The organism is Asticcacaulis aquaticus (genome assembly GCF_028550415.1).
Lineage (GTDB): Bacteria > Pseudomonadota > Alphaproteobacteria > Caulobacterales > Caulobacteraceae > Asticcacaulis > Asticcacaulis aquaticus.
Genome location: NZ_JAQQKX010000021.1, coordinates 1 through 25,448, shown reverse-complemented (window position 1 = coordinate 25,448; position 25,448 = coordinate 1). Strand labels below are relative to the sequence as shown.

The window sequence follows — 25,448 nt, the reverse complement described above, 5'->3', positions numbered from 1 at the left end:
TTTACATGACCGTTATAGACTTGATTCAGGCCGCCGAAGCCCTGCGTCTGCGCGGCGATCCCGGGGCCGCCGCCGCGCTCTACGAAGGCTTTATCGCCGACCAGCCCGATGAGCCTCTGATCTATGCCCTTCAGTTCAATCTGGGGGTTTTGCTGACCGATGCCGGAGCGCTCGACCGCGCGCGCGATGCCCTAGAACAGGCCATCGACCTCAACCCCGACTTCCTGCCGGCCTATATTAATCTCGGCCGGGTCCACGAACGGCAGGGGCGCAGCGATCTGGCGGTCACCCTGTGGCACCGGATGAGCGAGCGGCTGTCGCCCGTGACCGGTCAGGCCATCACGCACAAGGTCATGGCGCTCAACCAGACCGCCCGCGTCCTTGAGGCCGCCCATCAGGACGAGGCCTGCGAAACCGCCCTGCGCCAGAGCCTCGACCTCGACCCCACCCAGCGCGAGGCCATCCAGCACCTGATTGCCGCCCGTCAGCGACAATGCGCCTGGCCCGTCATAGAGCCGTTCGAGCGCGTCGATCGCGCCCGCCTGCTCAAGGGCATGTCGCCTCTCTCGGCCAATGCCTATACCGACGACCCCCTCCTGCAACTGGCGCTTAACGCCCACTATAGCGACACCGATGTCGGCCTGAGCGAGGACGGGCCCATCACTCGCCATTTCGCCGCCCATCAGGGCCGCAGCGACGGCCGCCTGCGCATCGGCTATATGTCGTCCGACCTGCGCGAACACGCCATCGGCCACCTGATGTATGAGTTGCCCGGTTTGCACGACCGGCAAAAGGTCGAGGTCTTCGCCTATTATTGCGGCATCCCCGCCGCGAACGATCCAATCCACGCCCATTACCGCGCCGCCGTCGATCAATTCGTCGATATTTCGCAGATGGACGACGCCACGGCGGCGCGGCGCATCGCCGACGACGGCATCCAGATTCTGATCGACGTCAACGGCTATACCCGCGACGGGCGCACGAAACTGCTGGCGCTCAGACCCGCGCCGGTCATCGTCAACTGGCTGGGCTTCCCCGGCACACTGGGCAGTCCGTATCACCACTATATCATCGCCGACGACTGGATCATCCCGCCGGACAGCGAACTCTTCTATTCCGAAGCCGTGATGCGCCTGCCCTGCTATCAGCCCAATAACCGCCAGCGCGTCGTCGCCGACCACCGCCCCACCCGCGCCGAAATGGGCCTGCCCGAGGACGCGACGGTGTTCTGCTGCTTCAACGGCACGCACAAGATCACCCGCTTCACCTTCGACCGCTGGCTGGACATCCTGTCGCGCGTCCCGGACAGCGTCCTGTGGCTCCTCAGCGGTTCGGACAGTTCGCATCTGCGCCTCAAGGCCCACGCCCAGAGCCGCGGCATCGATCCGACGCGCATCGTCTTTGCCGCCAAGCTGCCCAATCCGCAGCATCTGGCGCGCTATCCACTGGCCGACCTGTTCCTTGATACGACACCCTACGGGGCGCACACCACCTGTTCCGATGCCCTGTGGATGGGGGTGCCGGTCCTTACCTTAAGCGGGCGCAGTTTCGCCGCGCGCGTCTGCGGCTCTTTGCTGCGCGCCGCCGGTCTGCCGGAACTGGTCACGACCGAGGTCGCGGATTTCGTCGATCTGGCCGTCGCGCTGGGACGCGACCGGGCGCGCCTCGACGGGTTCAAGGCGCGATTGGTTCAGACGCGCGACACCTGCACCCTGTTCGATATGCCGGGATTGGTTCGCGGGCTTGAAGCGCTCTACGTGCAGATGTGGCAGGCCTGCCGCGACGGTAGCCTGCCCCGACCGGACCTCAACAACCTCGACATCCTGCTCGATATCGTTGCACCGCGCGACCATGAAGCCCATGAGACCCAGACTATCCCTGACTACGAAGCCCATTGGCAACGCCTGATTGCCCAACGTCACGCCCGCCGTCCCGTGCCCTTCGACCACCGCCTGTGGAGGGCGCCGCAATGAAAAAGATACTGGTCACCGGCGGGGCGGGCTTCCTCGGCTCGCATCTGTGCGAGCGGTTGCTGGCGCGCGGCGACGACGTGCTGTGCGTCGATAATTTTTTCACGGGCCAGCGTCGCAATATCGCGCACCTGATGGGGCATCCGCGCTTCGAATTCCTGCGCCACGACGTCACCTTCCCGCTCTATGTCGAGGTCAACGAGATCTATAACCTCGCCTGTCCGGCCTCGCCGGTCCATTATCAGTTCGACCCGGTTCAGACGACCAAGACCAGCGTCATCGGTGCGATCAACATGCTGGGCCTCGCCAAACGCACCCGGGCGAAGATCCTTCAGGCCTCGACCAGCGAGGTCTATGGCGACCCGGAGGTGCATCCGCAGCCCGAAACCTACTGGGGGCGGGTCAACCCCATCGGACCACGCGCCTGCTATGACGAGGGCAAGCGCTGCGCCGAGACCCTGTTCTTCGATTATCAACGCCAGCACGACGTCGATATCCGCGTCATGCGCATCTTCAATACCTACGGGCCGCGGATGCACCCCGACGACGGACGCGTGGTGTCGAACTTCATCGTTCAGGCGCTCAGGGGCGAGGATATCACCCTGTACGGCTCCGGCGCGCAGACGCGCAGTTTCTGCTATGTCGACGATCTGATTGCCGGGATGATCGCCTTCATGGATACGGAGGGACGCGTTCCTCAGCCGGTGAACTTCGGCAATCCTCATGAAATTTCGGTGTCTGAACTGGCCCGGCATATCCTGATCCTGACCGGATCGGCCAGCCGCCTCGTCCATCGTCCCAGCCCCATCGATGACCCGTGCCAGAGGCAACCCGACATCGCCGCCGCCCAAAGGATCACCGGCTGGGCGCCTGTCGTCCCCTTGTCCGAAGGTCTGAGCCGCACCATCGACTATTTTCGGGAGATAGTCCCCCACGCCACACCATTTCGAGATGCTAATTTCATTTCAGAAATGACATGATATAGACAAACAAAAATCCGAATTAAAATCCGGTAAAGAATTTTTTTAAACAAAAACCCGGTTACTGTAAGATATAAATTAAATTTATAACGACATTATTCCAATGTTACGTTTTTATCAACTGTGAAATATAGTGTGACAACTCCACACCTCATTTTACAGAATTCAGTATCATTCGCAAATACTTCAAAATCGGAGTTTAAAGACCGCCCCTTGTGCTGCTAGCTTTGGCAGGCACCGGACGGTACGCCACCTCTCCTTTACGGCGTCACCGGCAGTTTCAAGTAGGTTGGAGAAGGGATACTCCGTAATGAAGTTCACGAAATCAGTGTTCATGGCCGGCACCGCCATGGCCGGTCTTTTGACCGCGCACGGTGCCCTGGCCCAGTCGACCGCGACCCAGACCCTGGAAGACGTCAAGGAAGTGGTCGTCACCGGTCAGCGTAACCGGTCGGTCGGCGGTCTGGCGGTCGATCAGAGCGTCACCAAGACGCGGTCGTCGATCACCGAAGACTATATCGAAAAGCAGGCCCCCGGCTCGATCCTCGAAGCGATCAACCTGCTGCCGGGCGTGAACTTCTCGGATCAGAGCGCCACGGGCTCGGTCGGCGGCGACATCACGCTGCGCGGCTTCGATCAGCAGCGCATCGCCTTCATGCTCGACGGCATGCCGCTGAACGATACCGGCAACTATGCCTATTACCCGACGATGAACCCGGATTCGGAAATCTATTCGAAGGTCGACGTCAATCTCGGCACCACCGATGTCGACAGCCCGACGGCCTCGGCCGGCGGCGGCACCATCGGCTATATCACCCGCCGCCCGAAGGATAAGTTCGGCGTCGAGGTCAAGGGCACCTTCGGCACCAACGATTATGCGCGCGAATATGTCCGCGTCGATACCGGCGCCTTCGGCCCGTGGGGCACGACCGCCTTCATCGCCGCCTCAAACCTGAACGCCAATCAGTTCAAGGGCGTCGGCACCGAAGACCGCAAGCAGGTCAATGGTCGCATCTATCAGTCGCTCGGCGGCGGCGACTTCGCTTCGGTGGCCTTCTATTATAACGAAACCCGCAATAACGCGATCTACAACAGCTCGCTGCCGACCATTACGGCGGGCAACTGGTCCGAAGCCTATGCCTCGACCATCGGCACGGTGTCGAATTCGATCTCGTCCGGCTCGACCGGCTATTACGGCTACCGTATCAATCCGACCAACAACGGCAATATCCGCGCCCAGTTCAAGAAGCACCTGACCGACAACCTCGTCCTGACGGTCGACCCCAGCTTCCAGTATACGCTCGCCGACGGCGGCACGCAGGTCTCGACCCTGACGGAATCGACCGGCGTCCTGTCGATGGTCGGTTCCAGCTATGTGTGGAACGAACTGAAAGGCTATGACGCCAACCACGACGGCGTCGTCTCGACCACCGCCTACAAGGTCTTCTCGCCCAGCGTCACCGAAACGCGCCGCTATACGATCAATACCTCGCTGATCTGGTATCTCGACGACCACAATACCCTGCGCGCCGCCTATACCTACGACCACGGCGACCACCGCCAGACCGGCCACGTCAGCCTGCTCGAAGGCGGTCAGTGGATCGGTGACGTCTTCGCCGAAGACGAGTCGCTGTGGCTGCGCGGCAAGAACGGCGAGGAAATCCAGAAGCGTAACCGTCAGTCCTACGCCAATCTGAAGCAATTCGCCCTGACCTATGCCGGGTCGTTCTTCGACAGCAAGCTTAAGATCGATGCGGGCGTGCGTCTGCCGGACTTCGAGCGTAAGCTGAACAACTACTGCTACCAGATTTCGTCCTCGACCGCCTACTGCTCGGCCAGCCCCGGCACCACTCTGGTCCTGACCGGTACCTCGTCGCAGATCACCGCCAAGGCCCCGGCCAGCTGGACGGTGTCCTACGACAAGACCCTGCCGAACCTCGGCGTCAGCTACAAGGTCTCCGACCATCAGACGGTCTATTCCAGCTATGCCGAGACCATTTCGGCGCCGCGTACCGACTCGCTCTACGACCGCCTGTCGCTCGATCTCCAGCCGGAAATCTCCAAGACCGTCGACCTCGGCTACCGCTATGCGTCGCCGCTGGTATCGGGATCGATCGCCGTATGGAAGACCGACTTCGATCACCGCGTCGAAACGGCGTGGGACGAAACGATCGGCGCTTCGGTCGCCACCGATGTGGGCAAGGCGCGCATGAAGGGCATCAATGCTGAAATCGGCTTCAAGCCGGTCGAAGGCCTCGATATCTACGCGTCGTCGTCCTATACCGACACGGAAATGCTGGAGAACGTCTATTATTCGGCAACCGCCTATAACCCGACCAAGGGCAAGAAGCTCGGCAAGATCCCCAGCATCATGCACGCGGTGAACGTCGATTACGAGCACGGCAACTGGGACTTCGGCGTGACCGGCAAATATACCGGCAAACGCTACGCCTCGCTGGCCAATGGCGACGCGGCCCCCGGCTATACGGTGTGGAACGCCAATGTCAGCTACGACTTCGGCGATATCGGTCCGATGAAGAGCAGCTATGTCCGCCTCAACGTGAAGAACCTGTTCAACGAGAAGTACATCTCGGCGATCTCGACCGGTAACGTCTTCTACGACTCGGGCAACTACTTCTGGATCGGTGCACCGATCACCACCATGGTGACGGTCGGCACGAAGTTCTGATCCACGGGCAACCGTATTCAAAGAATGGCTCCGGGTTTCCTGGAGCCATTTTTGTTTTATAACAATATTTTATGAGACTTTTCTCACACACCAGTCGCGGGCCGCTAAATCTGCAAATGCGTCGCAATTTATCTTTACAGCGCATCCGGCGGCTGCTATCGCCACCTCATCATGTCCCTTGTGCTGACCCTTTTCGCCGTCGCCCTGATCCTCGCCGCTTTGGCAATCCTGTACCTGAAATGGCGCGGGCAAGGCCTCCCTGCATGGGCCGATCGCGCCGCCGTGCCGGTCGCCTGGCTGGCGCTTGCGATTTCGGCGGTCCTGTGGATGATGGCCTATAAGCCGGATTTCGGCCTGCCGGTCGGGTTTCTGATCGCCATGAGCCTGGCCCTGTGTCTGATCGTCTGGCGCAACGCCAAGGACGACCCGGCGCGCCTCAAGCCGGAAAAGGACCGCCGCGCCCGGACAATGCCCGACGTAAAAGAGCGCTTCACCCTGCGCAAGGGCGGCCGCATTGCGGCCCGCCTGTTGTCCAGCCTTGTCGTGTCGCCGCTCATGGGCATGGCCGTCGGTCTTGTCGCGTGGCTGTACATGCCCGGTCATGGCTCTACGCGCTATGCCTGGGCAGTGTTCGCCTTCGTCACCGCCTCGGCGATCGGTCTGGTCATCGGCAACAGCGCCCAGCGTCCGTGGCGCGCTTTGGGTTTCCTGAGCCTGACCGGTGCGATCAGCGCGGCCGTGGTCGGCCTGCCGCTGCTGACGGGAGCACACTAAGATGACCCTCTGGCCCAAAGTCCCCGCCGCCTTCGTCCGCCGCGTTCTGCACGGTCACAAGATCCTCGGCCTCGCCCTGTGCGCCAGCCTGTACCTGATCTGCCTGACCGGCTGGGTCGGGGTCTATTATGTCGAGTTCGAGCGCTGGGAGCGCCCGAACCTGCCGGAATTTTCCGAGGTCACCCCCGAAGCCATCGCCCGCGCCACCGCCGACACGCGCGCCGTCATGCTGGCGGACACACACCGCGGGCCCTTCGACACCGACATCTATATCAGCCCGCCGACGGACAATGCCCCGCGCCTCGTCGTCGGCTACGGCCACGAAGCGCGCGGCTACGATGCGCAGGGGAATTTCAAAGGTCCGGCCAGCCACGACCTGACGCACTTCCTGACCGAACTGCACTATTATCTGCATTTGCCGGAAAGCTTCGGCATGATCGTCGTCTGCCTGTTCGGCGTCGGCATGATGGCGCTGCTGATCGGCGGCGCCCTGTCGCACCCCAAGATGTTCCGCGACGCCTTTGCGTTTCGCCTGCGCAAACAGGGCCATCTGACGCGCGCGGACCTGCACAACCGCATCGGCGCATGGACCCTGCCCTTCGGCCTGATCATTACCCTGACTGGCACCCTGATCGGGCTGGGACAACTGGTCGCCCTGACCATGGGCCTCCTCTACTATCAGGGTAATAGCCTGAAGGCCTACGAACCCATCTTCGGCAGTCAGGCGGAGATCACCGCCGCGACGGGCGGCAAGCCGTTGCAGGACGGCGCGCTCCTCACCGCTCTGCGCCAGATCGAGGCCGCGCGTCCGGACGAACCGGTCAGCTTCATCGCCGTGCGCATGGTCGGTACGCCCACCGAGTTTCTGGAGATCACCACCAAACCGTCGCAGCGACTGGTCTATGGCGAGGCCTGGCGCTTCGACGCTCAGGGCCATCTCAAGGGCAGCTACCACCTGTCGGACGGTCCCGCCGGGCGTCAGGTGGCCGCCAGCCTGTACAGCCTGCATTTCGGCGATTTCGGTGGTTGGTCCGTCAAGCTGATCTACGCCCTGTTGGGCTTCGGCCTGACCGTAATGATCGCCGCCGGGATGGATATCTGGCTGATCAAATCCGCCGAAAAGGGCAAGCCACGCCCGCTGATCCACCGGCTATGGACGGTGTTGATCTACGGTGCCCCCGCCCTGATCGCGCTCGCCTTCGCGCTGGCCATGAGCCTGCACGTATCGCCGGTCGCGGTGTTCTGGGGCGGCATGGCTATACTCACGGTCGTCACCCTGATCAGCCCGAAATTCACGCAGGCCCCCGTTCAGATCGTATCCAGACTGATGCGGACCGGGCTCGGTCTGTCGCTGATCGCCATGGTCGCCGTCCATCAGACCATCCATCAGTCGTTCAGCGTCGCCGCCGTACAGGTCAATCTGACGCTGCTGATCCTGGGGCTGGGCTTCGTCGCCCTGACCTTACGCAAGGTAAAGAGTCCTGCGAATACAGAGGTGTGACCTCAAAATCGGCCTTCAGATAAATCGTGTTTCAAAATTGCAATTCATTCGCAATTAACTTGACACCCTGCCGCAATCTAGTAATTGCGACGCATTCTTAAATATGGCCACTGTGTGTATTGGCTGCATTTGCAAAGGTTTGCCCCATGTCCCGACACCGCCTCCTAGGCTCCGCCTCCGCCCTGCTGTTCGTCAGCCTCGCCCTGCCCGCCTTCGCTGCCGATGCCCCCGACGCTTCCGATGCCGAGCCCACCGAAGTTGTCGTGCTGGGCAAGCGCGTCATCCGCGAGTCCGCCGGGGCGACCGGTCTCGACCTCAGCCTGCGCCAGACGCCGCAGTCGGTCACCGTCGTTTCCGCCGCGCAGATGAAGGAATTCGCCCTCACCGACGCCAACCAGCTTTTGTCGACCCTGCCCGGCATCAATGTCGAGGCCTCGGAAACCGACCGCACCTACTTCAATTCGCGCGGCTTCGACGTCGTCAATTTTCAGGTCGACGGCGTGGGGCAGCCGCTCGACTGGGGCCTGCAAACCGGCGCGCTTGACGTGGCCATCTTCGAGCGAATCGAAGCCGTGCGTGGCGCCAACGGCATGATGACCGGCACCGGCAACCCGTCGGCGACGATCAACTATATCCGCAAGCGCCCAACCAAGGACTTCCGCGCCAATCTGTCGGCCAGCTACGGCAGCTGGGACAATCTGCGCCTGACCGGCGACGTCTCCGGGGCCCTCAACAAAGAGGGCACGGTCACGGGCCGCTTCGTCTATGCCAATACCGACACCGAATCCTATCTCGACTATTACGGCGTCAACCGGAACGTCTATTACGGCGTCCTGTCGTGGGATATCACGCCGAAGCTGAACGCCACGGCGGGCTATTCCAAGCAGGATAACCTCGCGACCGGCAATAACTGGGGTGCCCTGCCGCTGGTCTATACCGACGGCACGCCGATCAAGTACGACGTTTCGGCCAATACCTCGGCCCCGTGGACCTACTGGGACACGCACAATGCCACGACCTTCACCGAACTGTCCTACCAGTTCGACAACGGCTGGACCGTGAAGGGCATCTATACCTACAAGAACCTCAGCGACGAAGCCAAGCTGACCTATGCCTACAACTATCCGGACAAGACGACCGGCCTCGGCGTAGCGGGTTTCGCCGGCTATTACCCCTCAAGCTGGAAGCAGAACCTGTTCGACCTTGTCGCTAACGGTCAGGTCTCCCTGTTCGGGCGCGAACATCAGGTGGTGGTCGGCGTCAACTCTAATGAGAGCGACACCTTACGCTGGGCGGGCGAGGCTGCGGGCTTTGCCTATCCGGCTTATAAGGGCGTGCAGATCGTCGCCCCGGCCGAGCCCACTACCTTCGCCACCCCCTATGAAGCCGCCAATGTCACGGACAAGCTGACGCGCGCCTATGCCGCCGTCCATCTGAACTTCACAGACCGCTTCAAGGGCCTCGTCGGCTTCAATGCCATCGACCTGACGACGACCGGCGTCTCCTACGGCGTGACGCAGGACCGCGCCGAGAACAAGGTCAGCCCCTATGTCGGCGCGACCTACGACCTGAATACCAATATCTCGCTCTATGCCAGCTATACCGACATCTTCAACCCGCAGGCCGAGGTCGATATCAACCGCAAGCGCCTGCCGTCGGCGGAAGGCAAGAGCTATGAAGCCGGTGTGAAGACCGAATGGTTTGCCCGCCGCCTCTACGCCACGGCCTCGGTGTTCAAGTCGGAACAGAGCCATCTGGCGGAATTCGTCGGCTACATCCCCAACACCTGGGACTCCTACTATGCCGGTGTAGACACCATCGTCAAAGGCTACGAGTTCGAGGTGTCGGGCAAGATCACGCCGGACTGGAGTATCAATGGCGGCTGGACCGACCTGTCGATCGAAAACAGCGCCGGTCAGGATGTGCGCCTGTACCTGCCGCGTCGGTCGCTGAAGATCAGCACCACCTATAACCTGCCGCAGTATAACGACCTCAAGCTGGGCGCGTCGCTGCGCTGGCAGAGCGACGTCGAAACGACGGCCCTGACCACGACGATCAAGCAGGAGGCCTACAGCGTGGTCGATCTGTTCGGCAGCGTCCGCGTCACCGACAAGGCCCGCGCCTCGCTCAACATCAAGAACGCCTTCGACGAGAAATACTGGGGCGGTCTGCGCTGGGGGCAGTCCTTCTATGCCGCCCCGCGCAGCGTGATCGTCAGCCTCGACTACAGCTTCTGATAAAAGAGGCGGCGTATTGACGCACGACGAAACGGTCGGAAAGGGCTATAGAGGCCCGCCCCACCGGAGTTTGCTCTCAATGCGTCGCCTTGTTCTCCCTATTGCCGTTGTTCTGGTTACCGCCGTGCTTCTGGCGCTCGGCGTGTGGCAGGTGCAGCGGCTGATGTGGAAGACCGCGCTGATCGAGACGGTCAATGCGCGTACCACAGCGCCCGCGCAGGCGCTGGAAGCCGGACCCTCCGGCTGGCCCGTTCTGACGAAGGCGAATGACGAATACCGCAGGGTGCGCCTGAGCGGCCGGTTCCTCAATGACAGGGAAGTTCAGGTCTATGCCCTGACCGAGGCCGGGGCCGGTTACTGGGTCATGACGCCGTTCGCGACCGATGGCGGCACGATCTTCGTCAATCGCGGCTATGTGCCGACCGACAGGAAGGCGCCAGAAACGCGCATCCCCGGTCAGGTGTCCGGTCCGACAACCGTTACCGGCCTTGTCCGCCTGTCGGAAACGAAGGGCTGGCTGTTCTCGCAACCCAATGCCCCTGCCGACGACCGCTGGTATCTGCGCGACACACAGGTCATGGCCAGGGCGCGTGATCTGGGGGCGGTGCCCGCCTATTTCATCGATGCCGAAGCATCGAACCTGCCCGGCGGCTGGCCCAAAGGCGGCATGACCGTCGTGCGCTTCACCAATAACCACCTGACCTATGCCCTGACGTGGTTCGCCATGGCGGCAGGCCTTGCCGGCGCTACGCTATGGCTGACGCTCCGTCCCAAAACGAAAACGCCGCTCTGAGCAGAGCGGCGTTTTTTATGAAATGCCTATTGTCGCTTAAGCGCGGGCGGTTTCGAACCAGTTGACCACGCGGTCTTCGTTCTTCGACATGATCGCCAGATTGAGGCGGTGGAACGGCCCGTTGACCAGTTCCAAGGTCAGGCCGAACATGCCGAAACCGGGCTTCGGCGCGGCGGAAACGGCCACCAGATCTTCGCGCGGGATGGCGATGTTGAGCAGGACGCCCTGATACTCCAGACGGTTCTCGTAAACGCGCAGCTGGCAGTTCCACAGGACGGGCACCACGAACAGCGCGATGGCGACGGGAATCATCCCCATAACGATGCCCGAGAACTGCGCCAGAACCGAGCCCCCGGCCATATAGGCATTGGCGATGAGCATGATGCCTGCGACAATTTGAAGCAGGGCTGCGACAAACAACGCCGTCTTTACGAGCGGGCCGAAGCGATAGGTGTGCAGTGCATCATTCATAACCGTAATCTCCCAAAGCGCCGCGACAAATTCACGCAGGCGTCAGTTTCACAATAGTTGGGGCAGGACAAGCGTTTGCGCAAGCCAAATTTTCGCCTTTTGACAATTTTGTCAGTTTATTTATCCACAGAAGCCGCCGCGCACCGCAGATTTTTACGTAAGTGTTGATTTTAACGTAACAAAATTATGCCAGACGTAACGCATGGGCTGCGACATTTTGCCGGTTGCGATCCTTTGTGATTTCATTAGTAGGCCCGGAGTTTGACATTTGAAATCCAGTTCGGTGATTGACCCAGTGCCTGTGACCTCTCCTGCTTCCCGTCGATTCCGCACGTTTGCGACCGCCGCCCTGCTGACCGTGGCGGCCCTGTCGCTCAGCGGCTGCCAGATGGCGCTGCTGGACCCCAAGGGGCCCGTCGGCCTCGCCGAGCGCGATCTGATCTATCTGGCGCTCGGCCTGATGCTGATTCCGGTCGTGCCGGTGATCGTGATGACGATTGCCTTCGCGTTCCGCTATCGCGCCTCGAATACCAAGGCGACCTACGATCCGAACTTCGAACATTCCAACCGCATCGAAGCCGTGGTGTGGGCCATTCCGACCCTCATCATCATCGCGCTCGGCACGGTGACGTGGATTTCGACGCACGAACTCGATCCGCACAAAAAGGTCGAGGCCGTGGCCGAACGCAACCACATCCCGCCCGTCGAGGTCGAGGTCGTGGCGATGGACTGGAAGTGGCTGTTCATCTATCCGGAGTACGGCATCGCCACGGTCAACGAAATGGCCCTGCCGGTCGGCACGCCGGTCCATTTCAAACTGACCTCGGCCACGGTGATGAACTCGTTCTTCATCCCGCAACTGGGCAGCCAGATATACGCCATGACCGGCATGCAGACCCACCTGTCGCTGCGGGCCGATCACGAAGGCGAATACGACGGCATCTCGGCCAACTATTCCGGCAAGGGCTTCGCCAATATGAAGTTCAAGGCGAAGGCCATGAGCGACGAAGACTTCGCCGCCTGGGTCGCCCGCGCCAAGACCTCGGGTGCGACGCTGGACGCCGCCACCTACAAGACGCTGAACCAGAAGGCCGTCGCCGAAAAGCCTCTGTTCTATGCTGCGGTTGAGCCGACCATGTTCACCAAGGTCCTCAATGGCTGTGCCGAGGGCGGCCTGTGCAAGGACGATGCCTACAATATGGCGCTGCTCAAAAACATGGCCCCCAATGCAGTGGCCTGCGTCGCACCGGAAACCGATAGGTCGAAGTCGTCGAAGAAGGACAACAAGACTATCGCCCTCAATACCCCTGTAACGCCGGAAGGCTAGGCGACTTAACACCGCCCCTTTCCGTGCCCTTTCAATCCGCAAAGCTTTACTGATCCATGTCCAGCCGCGTCGACCAACTCCACGAAGACCCGCTTCTGCGCGCCATCTTCGGCAAGCTCCATATCGAATCCATCCCCTGGCACGATCCCATCATCATGGGCGCCGGTGCGGGCATGGTCATCGCCGCCGTCGCGGTGCTGGGCCTGACCACCTATTTCAAGCAGTGGAAATACGTCTGGTCGAACTGGCTGACCAGCGTCGACCACAAGAAGATCGGCGTGATGTATATCATCCTCGCCCTGATCATGCTGCTGCGCGGCTTCGCCGACGCCCTGATGATGCGCGCCCAGCAGGCGATGGCGTCGGCGGGCGGCGAAGGCTTCCTGCCGCCGGACCACTTCGACCAGATCTTCACCGCCCACGGCGTGATCATGATCTTTTTCGTCGCCATGCCCTTCGTCGTCGGCCTGATGAACGTCGTCATGCCGCTGCAAATCGGCGCGCGCGACGTGGCCTTCCCCTATCTGAACTCCCTCTCCTTCTGGCTGACGGCGTCCGGCGCCATCCTGATCAACGTCTCGCTGGTTATCGGTGAGTTCGCCCACACCGGCTGGCTGGCCTATGCGCCGCTGTCGGGGATCGAATTCTCGCCGGGGGTCGGGGTCGACTACTACCTTTGGGCCCTGCAGATAGCGGGGTTAGGGACGCTTTTGTCCGGGGTGAACCTGATCACCACCATCTTCAAGATGCGCGCGCCGGGCATGACCCTGATGCGTATGCCCATCTTCACCTGGACGACGCTGGCCGCCAACATGCTGATCGTGGCCGCCTTCCCGATCCTGACGGTTTGTCTGGCCATGCTCAGCCTCGACCGCTATCTGGGGATGCACTTCTTCACCAATGAAGCCGGCGGCAACGCCATGCTCTATGTGAACCTGATCTGGGCCTGGGGTCACCCCGAAGTCTATATCCTCGTCCTGCCCGCCTTCGGCGTCTTCTCCGAAATCGTCGCCACCTATTCGCGCAAGCGTCTGTTCGGCTACGACGGCATGGTCTATGCGACCATGTGTATCGCGCTGCTCTCGTTCGTCGTCTGGCTGCACCACTTCTTCACCATGGGCGCAGGCGCCAACGTCAACGCCTTCTTCGGCATCACGACCATGATCATCTCGATCCCCACCGGGGTGAAGGTGTTCAACTGGCTGTTCACCATGTACCGCGGCCGCATCAAGCTGGACCTGCCAATGATGTGGACGCTCGGCTTCATCATCACCTTCGTCATCGGCGGCGCGACCGGCGTCCTGATGGCCGTGCCGGGCGCCGACTTCGTCCTGCACAATTCGGTGTTCCTGATCGCCCACTTCCACAACGTCATCATCGGCGGCGTGCTGTTCGGCTGCTTCGCCGCCCTGAACTACTGGTTCCCCAAGGCGTTCGGCTTCAAGCTGCACACCGGCCTCGGCAAGGTCTCGTTCTGGTGCTGGCTGATCGGCTTCTATGTCGCCTTCATGCCGCTCTATGCGCTGGGCCTGATGGGCATGACGCGCCGCCTGAGCCATATGAACGACCCGGTGTGGCAGGTCTATCTGATCGTCGCCGCCGGCGGTGCCCTGCTCATCCTGGCTGGTATCGTCGCCAATATCGCCCAGATCGTGTGGAGCGTCGTCAAGCGCGACGAGCTGCGCGATGAAACGGGCGACCCGTGGGATGGCCGGACGCTGGAATGGGCGACCTCGTCGCCGCCGCCGTTCTATAACTTCGCCGTGACGCCCGCGATCGGCAATCACGACTCGTTCTGGGACGCCAAGCAACTGGGTCAGGCCTATGTTCAGCCCGAAACCTATGCGCCGATCCATATGCCGCGCAACACGGCGACCGGCCTGCTGATCGGTCTGGTCAGCGTCCCGTTCGGCTTCGCGCTGGTGTGGCACATCTGGTGGCTGGCCCTGCTCGGCTTCGTCGCCATGATCGTCATCGCCGCCGTCCACACCTTCAACGAAGACCGCGACTATTACGTCCAGCCTGACGAAATCAAGGCCATCGAGGACGCGCGCTTCGCCCTGCTCAAGACCCAAAAGGAGGCCTAAACATGAGCCATCCTGCAAATCCGTTAGAGGCGATCAAGGACGAGATCACGTCCGCCTACGACCACAACCCGAACGACGCCCACGATACGCACGACCATCATCATCACGACGAAGAAACCAAGGTCACCCTGGGTTTCTGGATCTATCTGATGAGCGACTGTATCCTGTTTGCGACGATCTTTGCCACCTACGGCGTCCTGAAAGACGCGACGGCGGGCGGCCCGAACGGGCGCGAACTGTTCGACCTCGGCTTCGTGGCGATCGAGACCGCGCTGCTGCTGCTGTCGTCCCTGACCTTTGGCCTGTCGATGATTTCGATGCAGGCCAACAAGCTGAAGGGCGTCATGGGCTGGCTGGCTGTCACGGGTCTGCTCGGTCTCGGCTTCATGGGTATGGAACTCTATGAGTTCAATCACCTGATCCACGAAGGTGCCGGTCCCGACCGGTCGGCCTTCCTGTCGGCCTTCTTCACGCTGGTCGGTACGCACGGTATCCACGTGACGTCGGGCCTCGTCTGGATGGCCATTATGTTCGTCCACCTGTCCCGCCGCGGCCTGACCTCCGCCAACCGCATCCGCATGATGGAACTGAGCCTGTTCTGGCACTTCCTCGACATCATCTGGATCGGCGTTTTCAGCATCGTTTACCTGATGGGAGCCGCCTGATGCACGTTCCTAACGAACCCACCCTGCACAAGGCCAAAGACCCGCACACCGAACTGGCGGATCACCACGCGGTCGATCAGCTGAACCACGACCACCGTCACGGCGCGCACGATTATGGCGCCAGCCATGGCTCGGTGAAGTCCTATCTGATCGGCTTCGCCCTGTCGGTGATCCTCACGGCGATCCCCTTCGCCCTGACCATGCTGAAAATCCTGCCCGCCGCGAGCCTGATTCCGGTCATCCTGATCCTCGGCGTCATTCAGATCGTCGTCCACCTGCACTACTTCCTGCATATGGACACCTCGTCCAGTCAGGTGTGGAACAATGCGGCCTTCGTCTTCACCGTGATCATCGTCGGCATCCTGATCGTCGGCACCATCTGGGTCATGTTCCATCTGAACCACAATATGATGCCGGGCATGATGCCCATGGGCTAAGGCTCACCAGCCTGTAATATCAAAGCCGTTCGGGATGCCCCCGAACGGCTTTTTCTTTGATCTTGGTCGGGTTCGGCGCATTCCACCGGCGGAAAAAGGCGTGTGGTGCATCTTAAGGGCACATCTCTCAGGAAAGCCCGCCGCATGCGCCCTATCACCGCCCTGTTCATATCCTCTATTCTGGCCGCTCCGCCGGTCATGGCCCGCGACTATTATTTCGGCAGCGACCTGTCCTACGTCAACGAGATGGAGGACTGCGGGGCGACCTATAGCCGCGACGGCACTCCAGAGGACGTCTATGCGCTGTTCAAGGGATCGGGTGCCAACCTCGTTCGCATCCGCCTGTGGAACGACCCGGACTGGACGAACTACTCGAATCTGAAGGACGTCAAGCGGTCCTTGCGCCGCGCCAAAACGGCTGGCCTGCCGGTTCTCCTCGATTTTCATTATTCGGACGACTGGGCCGACGGCGAAAAGCAGCTTGTCCCGAAAGCGTGGGCCAGGCTGACCACCGACCAGCAGGCCGAGGCGCTCTATCGCTTTACCTACGACACGCTGATGGAACTGAATGCCGAAGGCCTGATGCCCGATCAGGTACAGGTCGGCAATGAGACCAATGGCGAGATGATGGGCGATCTCACCTATAAGGAAGGTCAGGCCAAACGACCGATCGACTGGACGCGCAACGCCCGGCTGTTCAACAGCGGCATCAGGGCGGTCAGGGATGCCGGGGCAAAGGCCGGAAAGACGCCGCGCATCATGCTGCACATCGCCCAGCCGGAAAACGTCGAACACTGGTTTCTGGCGGCCACGAAGGCCGGGATAACCGGTTACGACCTGATCGGGATCAGCTATTATAAAAAATGGTCGAAAATGGATATGGCGGGGCTGGGGGCGGTGATCAACCGCGTCCGCCATACCTATCCGGACAAGGACATCGTCGTCGTCGAAACCGCCTATCCGTTCACCGACCGGCACAAGGATCAGAACGGCAATCTGATGGGAACCGACTCCGCCTTTGCCCCTTACGGCGTCTCGCCGGCCGGGCAGGCAGCCTATCTGCACGACCTGATGCAGCTTACGCTCGACAATGGCGGGGTGGGCGTCGTGTACTGGGAACCCGCCTGGGTCTCGACCGCCTGCAAGACGCGTTGGGGCACGGGGTCGAACTGGGAAAACGCCACCTTCTTCGATTTCGACGGCAAAGCCCTCCCCGCGCTCGACTGGCCGAAAGCCGCCTTCGTCTATCCGGTGGAACTGACCTTCCGCGTCAGGGATACGGGTCAGGCAGCCATGTACCTGACCGGCGATTTCACCGGCGGTCTGGCCGTGCCGATGGAACGGCGGGACGGCTATTTCATCTACAGAAGCTGGCAGAAGCCGGGGACGACCCTGCTGGCCGGGGTCGCGCCCGCCGTCGCCGACCTCAAGGATGCACAGGCGTCGGAAATCGTCGTACCGGCGAAAGCGGCTCTGGTCAATTTAGCGGCACAATAGTCACACGCCACTTTTTATCATACAATATATCTGGCCAGAGAGAGTGTTCCGTGTTTCACTGGCTGAGACATGTCCGCGCCAAAAAGACGGGCAGTCTCAGGGAGTGCGTACATGCTCAGTAAAAAATATCCGGTTGACCCGGCGGAAATCTCGCGCCCGTGCATCCTATACCGCAGAGACCCGATCGGGGTGCGTGGACGATGACCGCGCCCGCCGAACATCTGGCCTTCATCGGCACCCACATCCTGCCGCATGAAGCCGGTCTGCGCCACTGGCTGGCGCGGGCGGGGCTCACACCATCGGAACGCGACGATCTGGTGCAGGAGGTCTATTACCGCCTGCTGCGTCAGACGGGTTTCGACCATATCGAAGATCCGCGCGCCTATATGTACCGGACGGCGCGCAATATCATGCTGGAGCAGATCAGGAAAAACCGCGTCGTGTCGATCACCACCGTGCAGAATATTGACGAACTGGGCAGCGCCGACCTGACGCCCTCGCCCGAACGTGCCGTTTCGGCGCGGCGCGAACTGTCGCGCGTCATGGGCTTTATCGAAGCGCTCCCGGCCCGCTGCCGCGCCGTGTTCGAACTGCGCAAGGTACATGGTCTGTCGCAGGCCGAGACGGCGCAACGCCTGTCGGTCAGCGAAAACATCGTCGAAAAGGAAACGGCCAAGGGCTTGTCGCTGATCCTCAAACGCATTGCCGAAGGCGACGGCCAGCCCCGAAGCCTGCCGGTCGCCGAAAAGGTCCAGCATGTCCGCCATTGACGACATTGCGGTTCGCTGGGTGGCCACGCAGGCCTCCGGCGTCTGGGACGCCGATCTGCAGGCGCGGCTCGATGCCTGGCTGAGCGCCGACACGCGGCATCAGGGCGCGTTTTTTCGGGCGCAGGCCGCCTGGGCGATGATGGATCGCGCCAGCGTCATGGGGGCCGGGATCGACGCTGCGGAGATATCGCCGCCCCCTTTTGACGCCGAATCCGTACCTGACACCGCCCCGGACGCTTTTGTCGTGCCCCTGACGGCGGCCGCACGGCCCACCCGTCGCGGCCTCCTGAGCGTCATGGGTGGCGGTGCGGTCGCGGCCTCGCTGACGGCGGCCTTCGTTCTGGCCGCAGCCGTCAGGGACCGCGTCGATCTGGAGACCGAAGTCGGTGAACTGCGCAAGGTGCCCCTGAAAGACAAGAGCGTCGCCAGCGTCAATACCGACAGCCGCATCGAGGTCAGCCTCAAGCCCGACCGGCGCGACGTGCGGCTGGTGCGCGGCGAAGCGTGGTTCGAAGTCGCCAAGGACAAGGCCCGTCCCTTCGTCGTGGCGGCCGACACCGTGCGCGTCAGGGCGGTCGGCACGGCCTTCAGCGTCCGGAAACTGGCGACGGGGGCCGTGGTGCTGGTCTCCGAGGGCGTCGTTGAGGTATGGAACCACAAAATCCCCGACCGGCCCGCGCGTCTGACCGCTGGCAGCCGCGCCTTCGTGCCCTATGCCCCCGCGCCCGTAGAGGCCGAGTACCGGCCCGAAGCCGTGGACCGGGCGCTGGCCTGGCGCGACGGGCAGATCGCTTTCGACAACGACACCCTGCAAAGCGCGGTGGCCGAATTCAACCGCTATAACGCTCAGAAGATCGTCGTCGCCGACCCGGCGCTGAACGCGGAGAAGCTGGTCGGCTGGTTCCGCGCCGATCAGCCGGAAACCTTTGCCCGTGCCGTACACGGCGCGCTCAATGTGCCCGTGACCGTCGATGGCGACCGCATCGTGATCGGGTAACCGGCTACGGTTCGCGCCCGCCGCGCCGAAAAATTCCCGACATTCCCGGCGGAAATCCCGCGCCGCTTCATCTTAGACATCGGGAGGGACGAAGAACGGCGTTTTTGACGCCGCGCTTCATCCAATAACCGCTTCCGCCCGCTTAACCGGTGGAGGCCACATATAAAAATGGGAAACACCATCATGCACCATCTGTCCGGGCTTTCCAGAGCGGCCCTGATGACCGCGCTCGCCACGGCCTGCGTCGCCCCGTCGGCCTATGCTCAGGCTATGAAACCCTTCTCCATCCCCGAACAACCGGCTGCCAAGGCTGTACAGGCCTTCGCCAGGCAGTCGGGCCTGCAGATTCTGGCGACCGCCGCCGATCTCGACGGGGTGCGCACCAACCCGGTCGAAGGCAATCTGCCGGTCGGCAAGGCGCTCGATACGCTGATCGCGGGCACCGGCCTGACGGTGAAATCCAACGACGGACGCACGGCCGTGCTGGTAAAGGCGTCGGCGGTGAGCGTGGAAAAAGGCGCCGACACCGCTCAGGCTGAAGCCGCAAAGTCGGATGAACCCGAAGAAGTCGTCGTGGTGGGCCTGCGCAAGTCGATGCGCGACGCCATCGACCAGAAACGGATCAATCCCGGCGTGGCCGAATTCATCTCGGCCAAGGAAATCGGCGTCCTGCCCGACGTGACGATCGCCGAATCCCTGGCGCGCCTGCCCGGCGTCAATACGTCGCGCGACCGCGGCAATGACAGTCAGGCCTCGATCCGCGGCATCGGTCCGCGCATGGTGCTGGGCACCGTCAATGGCCGCGAAGTGGCCACCTCCGAACCCGACCGCAATGTGCGCTGGGAAATCTACCCGTCGGAAGTCGTATCCGGGGCCGCCGTTTACAAGTCTTCCGAAGCGCGTCTTCTGTCCGGCGGCATTTCCGGCACGGTCGACATCCAGACCATCCGGCCGCTGGCCTATTCCGGTCCTGAATTCGTCGCCCGCGCCGGCGTGGTCAATTACGACGGCGGGTCCGCCTTCCCCGGCTATGACGGCACCGGCTGGCGCGCCTCGGGCTCATGGGTGAAAAAGGTCAATGACAGCTTCGCCTTCGTCGTCGGCCTGACCGGTCAGAACCAGAAGAACGGTTACGAGACCTTCCGCGGCTGGGGCTTCAACGACGACAAGCTGCGCCCGGGCAACAATACCGGTCCCATCGTCGCGAACGGCCCGGACGTGCCGACGCCGTGGGGCGCGGGTGCCGAAGCCAAGTACCTCGATTCCAACCGCTATTCGGCGTCTCTGGGCCTGCAGTACCGCCCCAATGCAAATTTCGAACTGGCCTACGATCTGCTCTATTCGAAGTACAAGATTCAGGAAGACCAGAATCAGGCCTGGTACGGCGGCAATAACTGGGGCAACTGGGACGGCGGCAATGTCGGCAGCTACAAGAACCCGGTCATCGTCAATGGCGACCTGATCGGTGCGACGACCGCATGGTCGGAAATTACCGCCGTCATCGCCCGCTACGAAGAAGACAAGTCCCTGCTGGTCACCGGCCTCAACGGCAAATGGACCTACGATAAATGGACCGTCACCGCGGACCTGTCCTATTCCGGTGCTGAACGCAGCAATCTCTGGCGCTCGGTCCAGATGAACACCTACCCCGAAAGCATGACCTGGCTCCTGACCGAAGACCCGTCGATCCGGGTGTCGCAGCAGCCCAATACGGCCAGTTTCACGCCGGAGTTCGGCGAGGCAACCCCCGGTCGCGTCAAGGACGAACTGACCGCCGGACAGCTCGATTTCCGCCGCGAGATGAGCGGCGATTTCTGGACCTCGGTCCTGTTCGGCGCGCGCTATGCCGACCGCACCAAGCGCGAAGCCACCGGCTACGGCCAATATCCAGCCCCGCTGTCCGTCACCATCGCCGGATCGTCTCTGACCGCCTATAAATTCAAGAATTTCGACCTGCCGGTCATGCTGAACGGCAATTTCGACACCCTGCTGAAAACCGCTTACGGCGCCAATGCCGTCAATCCCGACCCCGACGCGCTGGCGTTCAATTCCGACGTCAGTGAAAAGGTCTTCGAGGCCTATGTTCAGGCCAATTTCGAAAGCACCTTCGGCGAAATGCCCCTCACCGGCAATGTCGGCCTGCGCGTCGTCGATGTCGATAGCCAGAGCGCCGGGGAATCGCGGTCGGGCGGCGGCTGGTTCCAGAACCCGGACGGCAGCTGGACCGATTATCCGCTGGTCGTGACCACGGCGGCGGGCGGCGTGACCTATACCAAGGTCCTGCCCTCGGCCTCGGCGCGGCTCGAACTGTTCGACAACGCGTTCCTAAAGCTGGGCATCGCCCGGGTCATTTCGCGCGCCCCCATGAACGAGCTCAAGGCCAATCGCAGCCTGTCGCCGGTCGCCCCCTATACCGGGTCGGCGGGCAATCCGTACCTCAAGCCGTTCGAAGCCGACCAGCTCGATATCTCCTACGAATACTATTTCAATCCGGACGCCCTGTTCGCGGTGGCCGGTTACTACAAGAACGTCAAAAACTATGTCGGCTACAATCAACGGTCCGAAACGATCATGGGGCGTCCCTACGTCCTGACCTCGCCGGTCAACGGCACGGGCACGGGCTATATCTCGGGCGTCGAATTCACCTTCCAGACGCCCTTCAGCGCCATCCTCCCCGACGTGGCCTGGCTCGACAAGTTCGGTATCTATTCGAACCTCGCCCTGGTCAATTCCGACATCAAGGAAATGGTCCCGACAGGCAACCCGCTACCGATGAACGGCGTGGCGGATTCCACGGCCATCCTCGACCTGTGGTACGCGGATGCGAAATTCGAAGCGCGTCTGGGGGCCAAGTATCATTCGGAATATACGGCCATCCTCGGCTGGGATTCGACCAATCTGGTTCGCGTCCTGCCGGAAACGACGCTGGATTTCTCCGCTGGCTACACCATCAATTCGCATGTCGGCGTCCGCTTTCAGGCCGGTAATCTCCTCGATACGCCGATGAAGGTCTATACGGATTACAAGGCGCATCGCGTCGGCGACATCAACTATTTCGGCCGTCGCTTCCTGCTCGACGTCACCGTCAAATTTTAATCGATTGCGCAATCGCCGGGGCCGGGTTTTCACTTGAAGACCCGGCCCCTTTATTTGTAAGATAATTGTAATAAAATTACGGGGAGATTTGCCATGACCAGCCTGAACCGCCGCCGCTTGCTGCAAAGCGCCGCCATCGCCGGGGCCGCCGCGACCTCGCCCGCTCTGGCCGCGAAACCCGCAAACAGCGCCCCGGTCCTCGATGCCTTCCCGCAACCGGATCTCGGCCCGCGCGAACGGATCAGGCTCGACCTCGACTGGCGTTTTCATTTCGGCCACGCGGCGGACATGAGCAAGGATTTCGGTTACGGCCTCGACCTCAGGACCCACGCCAAACAGGGCGCCCGCGTGGCCACCAATACCGGCCACGACTACGACGATTCCGGCTGGCGCAGGCTCGACCTGCCGCACGACTGGGCCGTGGAACTGCCTTTCGTCAACAATCCGAACTATACCCCGACCGGCAAACCCGACGAAGAAGACATGCTGGCCGCCCACGGCTACAAGCCGCTGGGCCGCGACTATCCGGACACATCGATCGGCTGGTACCGCAAGGTCGTGCCGGTATCACCGGCCGATAAGGGGAAGCGCCTGTGGATCGAGTTCGACGGGGTGTTCCGCGACTGCGTCGTCATTTTCAACGGCTTCCTGCTCAAGCGCCATGAGAGCGGCTATACCTCGTTTCAGGTCGACATCACCGACTTTATCAACACCGACGACAAGCCGAACATCCTGACCGTGCGCGTCGATGCGACCCAGGGCGAAGGCTGGTTCTACGAAGGTGCGGGCATCTATCGCCACGTCTGGCTGGTGAAGACCAATGCCGTGCATATCCCGCAATGGGGCGTCTGGGTGCGCGGCAAAACCGACGGTACGGTCGAGATCGAGACAACCGTGCGGAATGCTTCTGACGGCACGCGAGCATTGGCCGTTACCTCTTCTATAGGCCCGACAGACCGTCCGACAGCGTTTCAGACCACGGGCGGAACCGCCGAACCCGACCAGACTCTAACCGTCCGTCAGACGCTTAAAATTGCCGATCCTGTCTTGTGGTCGATCGAGACCCCTCACCTTTATAAACTCGTCACCACGGTAGGCGATGGTAAGGGCGGCGAAGACACGGTCATCACCTTTTTCGGCCTTCGCGATATCCGCTTCGATTCCGAAAAAGGCTTTCTACTCAATGAGAAGCCGGTAAAACTTAAAGGTACGAACAACCATCAGGACCATGCCGGTGTCGGCGCCGCCATCCCCGATGCGCTGCAACTATGGCGCTTGCAACAGCTGAAAGAGATGGGGTCAAACGCCTATCGCTGTTCGCACAATCCTCCGACGCCCGAAGTGCTGATGGCCTGCGACCGGCTGGGCATCCTCGTCATCGACGAAACGCGCAAGATGTCGTCGTCAGAAGACGGCCTCTATCAGCTTGACGCCATGATTCGCCGCGACCGCAACCACCCTTCGGTCATCGCCTGGTCCATCTGCAACGAAGAGCCGCTTCAGGGGACGACGCGCGGCATCGAAGTCGGCCGAACGATGAAGGCCCTGTGCAAGCGCCTCGATCCGACACGCCCGGTGACCGCGGCGCTCGACAACTCCTATGGTAAGGGTATCACCTCGGTCGTCGACGTCCTGGGCTTCAACTACCGCCACGGCCAGATGGAGAAATTCCACGCCGACTTCCCGAACCTTCCAATCTACGGCTCCGAAACCGGTTCGACCGTCTCGACCCGCGGCGAATACGTCACCGACGCCGCCAAATCCTATGTTCGCGCCTACGATACCGAGCATCCGTGGTGGGCATCGACCGCCGAAGCCTATTGGCCCCTGTTCGACGAAAAAGCCTTTATCGCCGGCGGTTTCATCTGGACCGGCTTCGACTATCGCGGCGAACCGACACCCTATAACCGCTGGCCGTCGATCTCCTCGCACTTCGGCGTGCTCGATACCTGCGGTTTCCCGAAAGACAACTATTACTATTACCGCGCCTGGTGGAAGGCCGAGCCCCTGCTGCACCTGTTCCCGCACTGGAACTGGGCCGGCAAGGAAGGCGAAACGATTCCCGTCTGGGTCCACTCCAATCTCGACGCGGTCGAACTGTTCGTCAATGGCAAGTCGGCAGGCAAGAAGGCCGTGGTCAGGAACCGCCATCTCGAATGGGATGTCGTCTATCAACCGGGCAAGATTCAGGCGTTTGGCTATAAGGACGGCAAGGTCGTCCTGAAACAGACGCGCGAAACGGCGGGCGACGCCGTAAAACTGGTGCTTACGGCAGACCGCAACACGCTTAAGGCCGACGGTCAGGACGTGGCGGTTCTCCGGGTCGAGGCCTTCGATGCCAAGGGGCGCCCGGTGCCCCGCGCCGATCAGCTGGTGACGTTCGATATTACCGGCCCGGGCGCAATTATCGGCGTCGGTAACGGCAATCCCACCAGTCATGAGCCTGACAAGGCCTCGAAGCGCCACCTGTTCAACGGTCTGGCTCAGGCCATCGTGCAGAGCGGCCGCAGCGGCGGGACCATTCGGGTTACGGCGACCGCCACAGGGCTGACCTCTGCGCAAGTCGTAATTTCAACGACGTAAATTGCGAGGGTTGGCTGTTAATCGTGACCGCTAACCCTCAATATTTCCAAGGGTTGAACGCAAAAAGGCCTCCGTGAGGAGGCCTGTATTTGGTTGTATTTGTTTAGTTTTTTGGGTTCGGGGGCCAGATTTGGGTCGCTATGTTCCCCGAACTTGCCACGCGAGGCGTGGCTGCGTTTGAACTGACGACCGGAAGGCTTATGAGCCTGTGCGGCCCGGCGAGGGCGAGTGAGCGCGATGGTCCGATCCGGTGGACCGTTTCGTGCGCGCAAGGGGCTGCGGGTAGCGAGCACAAAAAAACCGCTCAGGTATGATCCGAACGGTTGATATATGAGGCATGACTCAATGGGTGCGGGAGCCAGATTTGAACTGACGACCTTCAGGTTATGAGCCTGACGAGCTACCGGGCTGCTCCATCCCGCGTCATCGAGATAATATGTGATTGAAGGGTTGATGCTTGTGTTTGATAGACCTGGCGACGACCTACTCTCCCGCGCCTTAAGACGAAGTACCATTGGCCCTGGCAGGCTTAACGACCGAGTTCGGAATGGGATCGGGTGGGGACCAACCGGCA

17 protein-coding genes, 1 tRNA gene and 1 rRNA gene are annotated in these 25,448 nt (G+C 61.5%); 16 read left to right on the top strand and 3 right to left on the bottom strand.

Annotated features, from left to right (window positions below):
• Positions 1–5: 5 nt before the first annotated feature.
• The 7 genes from PQU92_RS17725 to PQU92_RS17695 all read left to right on the top strand — a co-directional run bounded on the left by PQU92_RS17725 (position 6) and on the right by PQU92_RS17695 (position 10,944).
• The gene (locus PQU92_RS17725; RefSeq protein ID WP_272749633.1) at positions 6–1,973 is read left to right on the top strand and encodes an O-linked N-acetylglucosamine transferase, SPINDLY family protein; all 1,968 of its coding nucleotides are present in this window, start codon (positions 6–8) and stop codon (positions 1,971–1,973) included.
• On the top strand, positions 1,970–2,950 hold the full coding sequence (locus tag PQU92_RS17720) for a UDP-glucuronic acid decarboxylase family protein (protein WP_272749632.1): 981 nt from the start codon (positions 1,970–1,972) through the stop codon (positions 2,948–2,950). Before PQU92_RS17725 ends, PQU92_RS17720 begins: the two co-directional genes overlap by 4 nt.
• Positions 2,951–3,260: 310 nt before the next feature.
• Positions 3,261–5,639 carry a TonB-dependent receptor gene (locus tag PQU92_RS17715; protein ID WP_272749631.1) on the top strand — a complete coding sequence of 793 codons (2,379 nt, stop codon included), beginning with the start codon at positions 3,261–3,263 and terminating at the stop codon, positions 5,637–5,639.
• A 171-nt stretch (positions 5,640–5,810) separates the two neighbouring features.
• Complete coding sequence (locus PQU92_RS17710; RefSeq protein WP_272749630.1) at positions 5,811–6,413, top strand: hypothetical protein; 603 nt, start codon at positions 5,811–5,813, stop codon at positions 6,411–6,413.
• Between the two features lies 1 nt (position 6,414).
• Positions 6,415–7,914 (top strand): PepSY-associated TM helix domain-containing protein, encoded by a 1,500-nt coding sequence (locus PQU92_RS17705; protein WP_272749629.1) that lies wholly within the window; start codon positions 6,415–6,417, stop codon positions 7,912–7,914.
• Between the two features lie 146 nt (positions 7,915–8,060).
• On the top strand, positions 8,061–10,151 hold the full coding sequence (locus PQU92_RS17700; RefSeq protein ID WP_272749628.1) for a TonB-dependent siderophore receptor: 2,091 nt from the start codon (positions 8,061–8,063) through the stop codon (positions 10,149–10,151).
• 79 nt (positions 10,152–10,230) lie between these two features.
• Positions 10,231–10,944, top strand: a complete 714-nt coding sequence (locus tag PQU92_RS17695; RefSeq protein ID WP_272749627.1) for an SURF1 family protein — start codon at positions 10,231–10,233, stop codon at positions 10,942–10,944.
• A 36-nt stretch (positions 10,945–10,980) separates the two neighbouring features.
• Here PQU92_RS17695 and PQU92_RS17690 read toward each other — a convergent pair whose 3' ends face one another.
• Positions 10,981–11,415 carry a hypothetical protein gene (locus tag PQU92_RS17690; protein ID WP_272749626.1) on the bottom strand — a complete coding sequence of 145 codons (435 nt, stop codon included), beginning with the start codon at positions 11,413–11,415 and terminating at the stop codon, positions 10,981–10,983.
• 301 nt (positions 11,416–11,716) lie between these two features.
• Here PQU92_RS17690 and cyoA point away from each other — a divergent pair, with 301 nt between their 5' ends.
• The 9 genes from cyoA (at position 11,717) to galA (ending at position 24,874) form a co-directional block, all read left to right on the top strand.
• Positions 11,717–12,742 carry a ubiquinol oxidase subunit II gene (gene cyoA / locus PQU92_RS17685; protein WP_272749625.1) on the top strand — a complete coding sequence of 342 codons (1,026 nt, stop codon included), beginning with the start codon at positions 11,717–11,719 and terminating at the stop codon, positions 12,740–12,742.
• 56 nt (positions 12,743–12,798) lie between these two features.
• Positions 12,799–14,829 (top strand): cytochrome o ubiquinol oxidase subunit I, encoded by a 2,031-nt coding sequence (gene cyoB / locus PQU92_RS17680; RefSeq protein ID WP_368407122.1) that lies wholly within the window; start codon positions 12,799–12,801, stop codon positions 14,827–14,829.
• A 2-nt stretch (positions 14,830–14,831) separates the two neighbouring features.
• Entirely contained in the window at positions 14,832–15,494 is a 663-nt protein-coding gene (gene cyoC, locus PQU92_RS17675; protein ID WP_272749624.1) for a cytochrome o ubiquinol oxidase subunit III, read from the top strand.
• A complete protein-coding gene (gene cyoD / locus PQU92_RS17670) occupies positions 15,494–15,931 on the top strand; it encodes a cytochrome o ubiquinol oxidase subunit IV (protein WP_272749623.1) in 438 nt (145 codons plus the stop codon). Before cyoC ends, cyoD begins: the two co-directional genes overlap by 1 nt.
• A gap of 144 nt (positions 15,932–16,075) precedes the next feature.
• Positions 16,076–17,428 carry a glycoside hydrolase family 53 protein gene (locus tag PQU92_RS17665; protein WP_272749622.1) on the top strand — a complete coding sequence of 451 codons (1,353 nt, stop codon included), beginning with the start codon at positions 16,076–16,078 and terminating at the stop codon, positions 17,426–17,428.
• A 200-nt stretch (positions 17,429–17,628) separates the two neighbouring features.
• A complete protein-coding gene (locus tag PQU92_RS17660; RefSeq protein WP_272749621.1) occupies positions 17,629–18,198 on the top strand; it encodes an RNA polymerase sigma factor in 570 nt (189 codons plus the stop codon).
• Positions 18,185–19,195, top strand: a complete 1,011-nt coding sequence (locus PQU92_RS17655; RefSeq protein ID WP_272749620.1) for a FecR family protein — start codon at positions 18,185–18,187, stop codon at positions 19,193–19,195. The genes PQU92_RS17660 and PQU92_RS17655 overlap by 14 nt, the downstream gene beginning before the upstream one ends.
• Positions 19,196–19,378: 183 nt before the next feature.
• On the top strand, positions 19,379–22,291 hold the full coding sequence (locus PQU92_RS17650; protein WP_272749619.1) for a TonB-dependent receptor: 2,913 nt from the start codon (positions 19,379–19,381) through the stop codon (positions 22,289–22,291).
• 93 nt (positions 22,292–22,384) lie between these two features.
• A complete protein-coding gene (gene galA, locus PQU92_RS17645) occupies positions 22,385–24,874 on the top strand; it encodes a beta-galactosidase GalA (protein ID WP_272749618.1) in 2,490 nt (829 codons plus the stop codon).
• A 346-nt stretch (positions 24,875–25,220) separates the two neighbouring features.
• On the opposite strand, the gene PQU92_RS17640 is transcribed toward galA, so the two are convergent.
• Positions 25,221–25,297, bottom strand: a tRNA-Met gene (locus PQU92_RS17640).
• A 47-nt stretch (positions 25,298–25,344) separates the two neighbouring features.
• Positions 25,345–25,448 (bottom strand): 5S ribosomal RNA (gene rrf / locus PQU92_RS17635); the annotation flags it as partial.

Coding starts and splice junctions, on each gene's coding strand:
- PQU92_RS17725 (WP_272749633.1), top strand. CDS start 6: ATGACCGTTATAGACTTGATTCAGGCCGCCGAAGCCCTGCGTCTGCGC.
- PQU92_RS17720 (WP_272749632.1), top strand. CDS start 1,970: ATGAAAAAGATACTGGTCACCGGCGGGGCGGGCTTCCTCGGCTCGCAT.
- PQU92_RS17715 (WP_272749631.1), top strand. CDS start 3,261: ATGAAGTTCACGAAATCAGTGTTCATGGCCGGCACCGCCATGGCCGGT.
- PQU92_RS17710 (WP_272749630.1), top strand. CDS start 5,811: ATGTCCCTTGTGCTGACCCTTTTCGCCGTCGCCCTGATCCTCGCCGCT.
- PQU92_RS17705 (WP_272749629.1), top strand. CDS start 6,415: ATGACCCTCTGGCCCAAAGTCCCCGCCGCCTTCGTCCGCCGCGTTCTG.
- PQU92_RS17700 (WP_272749628.1), top strand. CDS start 8,061: ATGTCCCGACACCGCCTCCTAGGCTCCGCCTCCGCCCTGCTGTTCGTC.
- PQU92_RS17695 (WP_272749627.1), top strand. CDS start 10,231: ATGCGTCGCCTTGTTCTCCCTATTGCCGTTGTTCTGGTTACCGCCGTG.
- PQU92_RS17690 (WP_272749626.1), bottom strand. CDS start 11,415: ATGAATGATGCACTGCACACCTATCGCTTCGGCCCGCTCGTAAAGACG.
- cyoB (WP_368407122.1), top strand. CDS start 12,799: ATGTCCAGCCGCGTCGACCAACTCCACGAAGACCCGCTTCTGCGCGCC.
- cyoC (WP_272749624.1), top strand. CDS start 14,832: ATGAGCCATCCTGCAAATCCGTTAGAGGCGATCAAGGACGAGATCACG.
- cyoD (WP_272749623.1), top strand. CDS start 15,494: ATGCACGTTCCTAACGAACCCACCCTGCACAAGGCCAAAGACCCGCAC.
- PQU92_RS17665 (WP_272749622.1), top strand. CDS start 16,076: ATGCGCCCTATCACCGCCCTGTTCATATCCTCTATTCTGGCCGCTCCG.
- PQU92_RS17660 (WP_272749621.1), top strand. CDS start 17,629: ATGACCGCGCCCGCCGAACATCTGGCCTTCATCGGCACCCACATCCTG.
- PQU92_RS17655 (WP_272749620.1), top strand. CDS start 18,185: ATGTCCGCCATTGACGACATTGCGGTTCGCTGGGTGGCCACGCAGGCC.
- PQU92_RS17650 (WP_272749619.1), top strand. CDS start 19,379: ATGCACCATCTGTCCGGGCTTTCCAGAGCGGCCCTGATGACCGCGCTC.
- galA (WP_272749618.1), top strand. CDS start 22,385: ATGACCAGCCTGAACCGCCGCCGCTTGCTGCAAAGCGCCGCCATCGCC.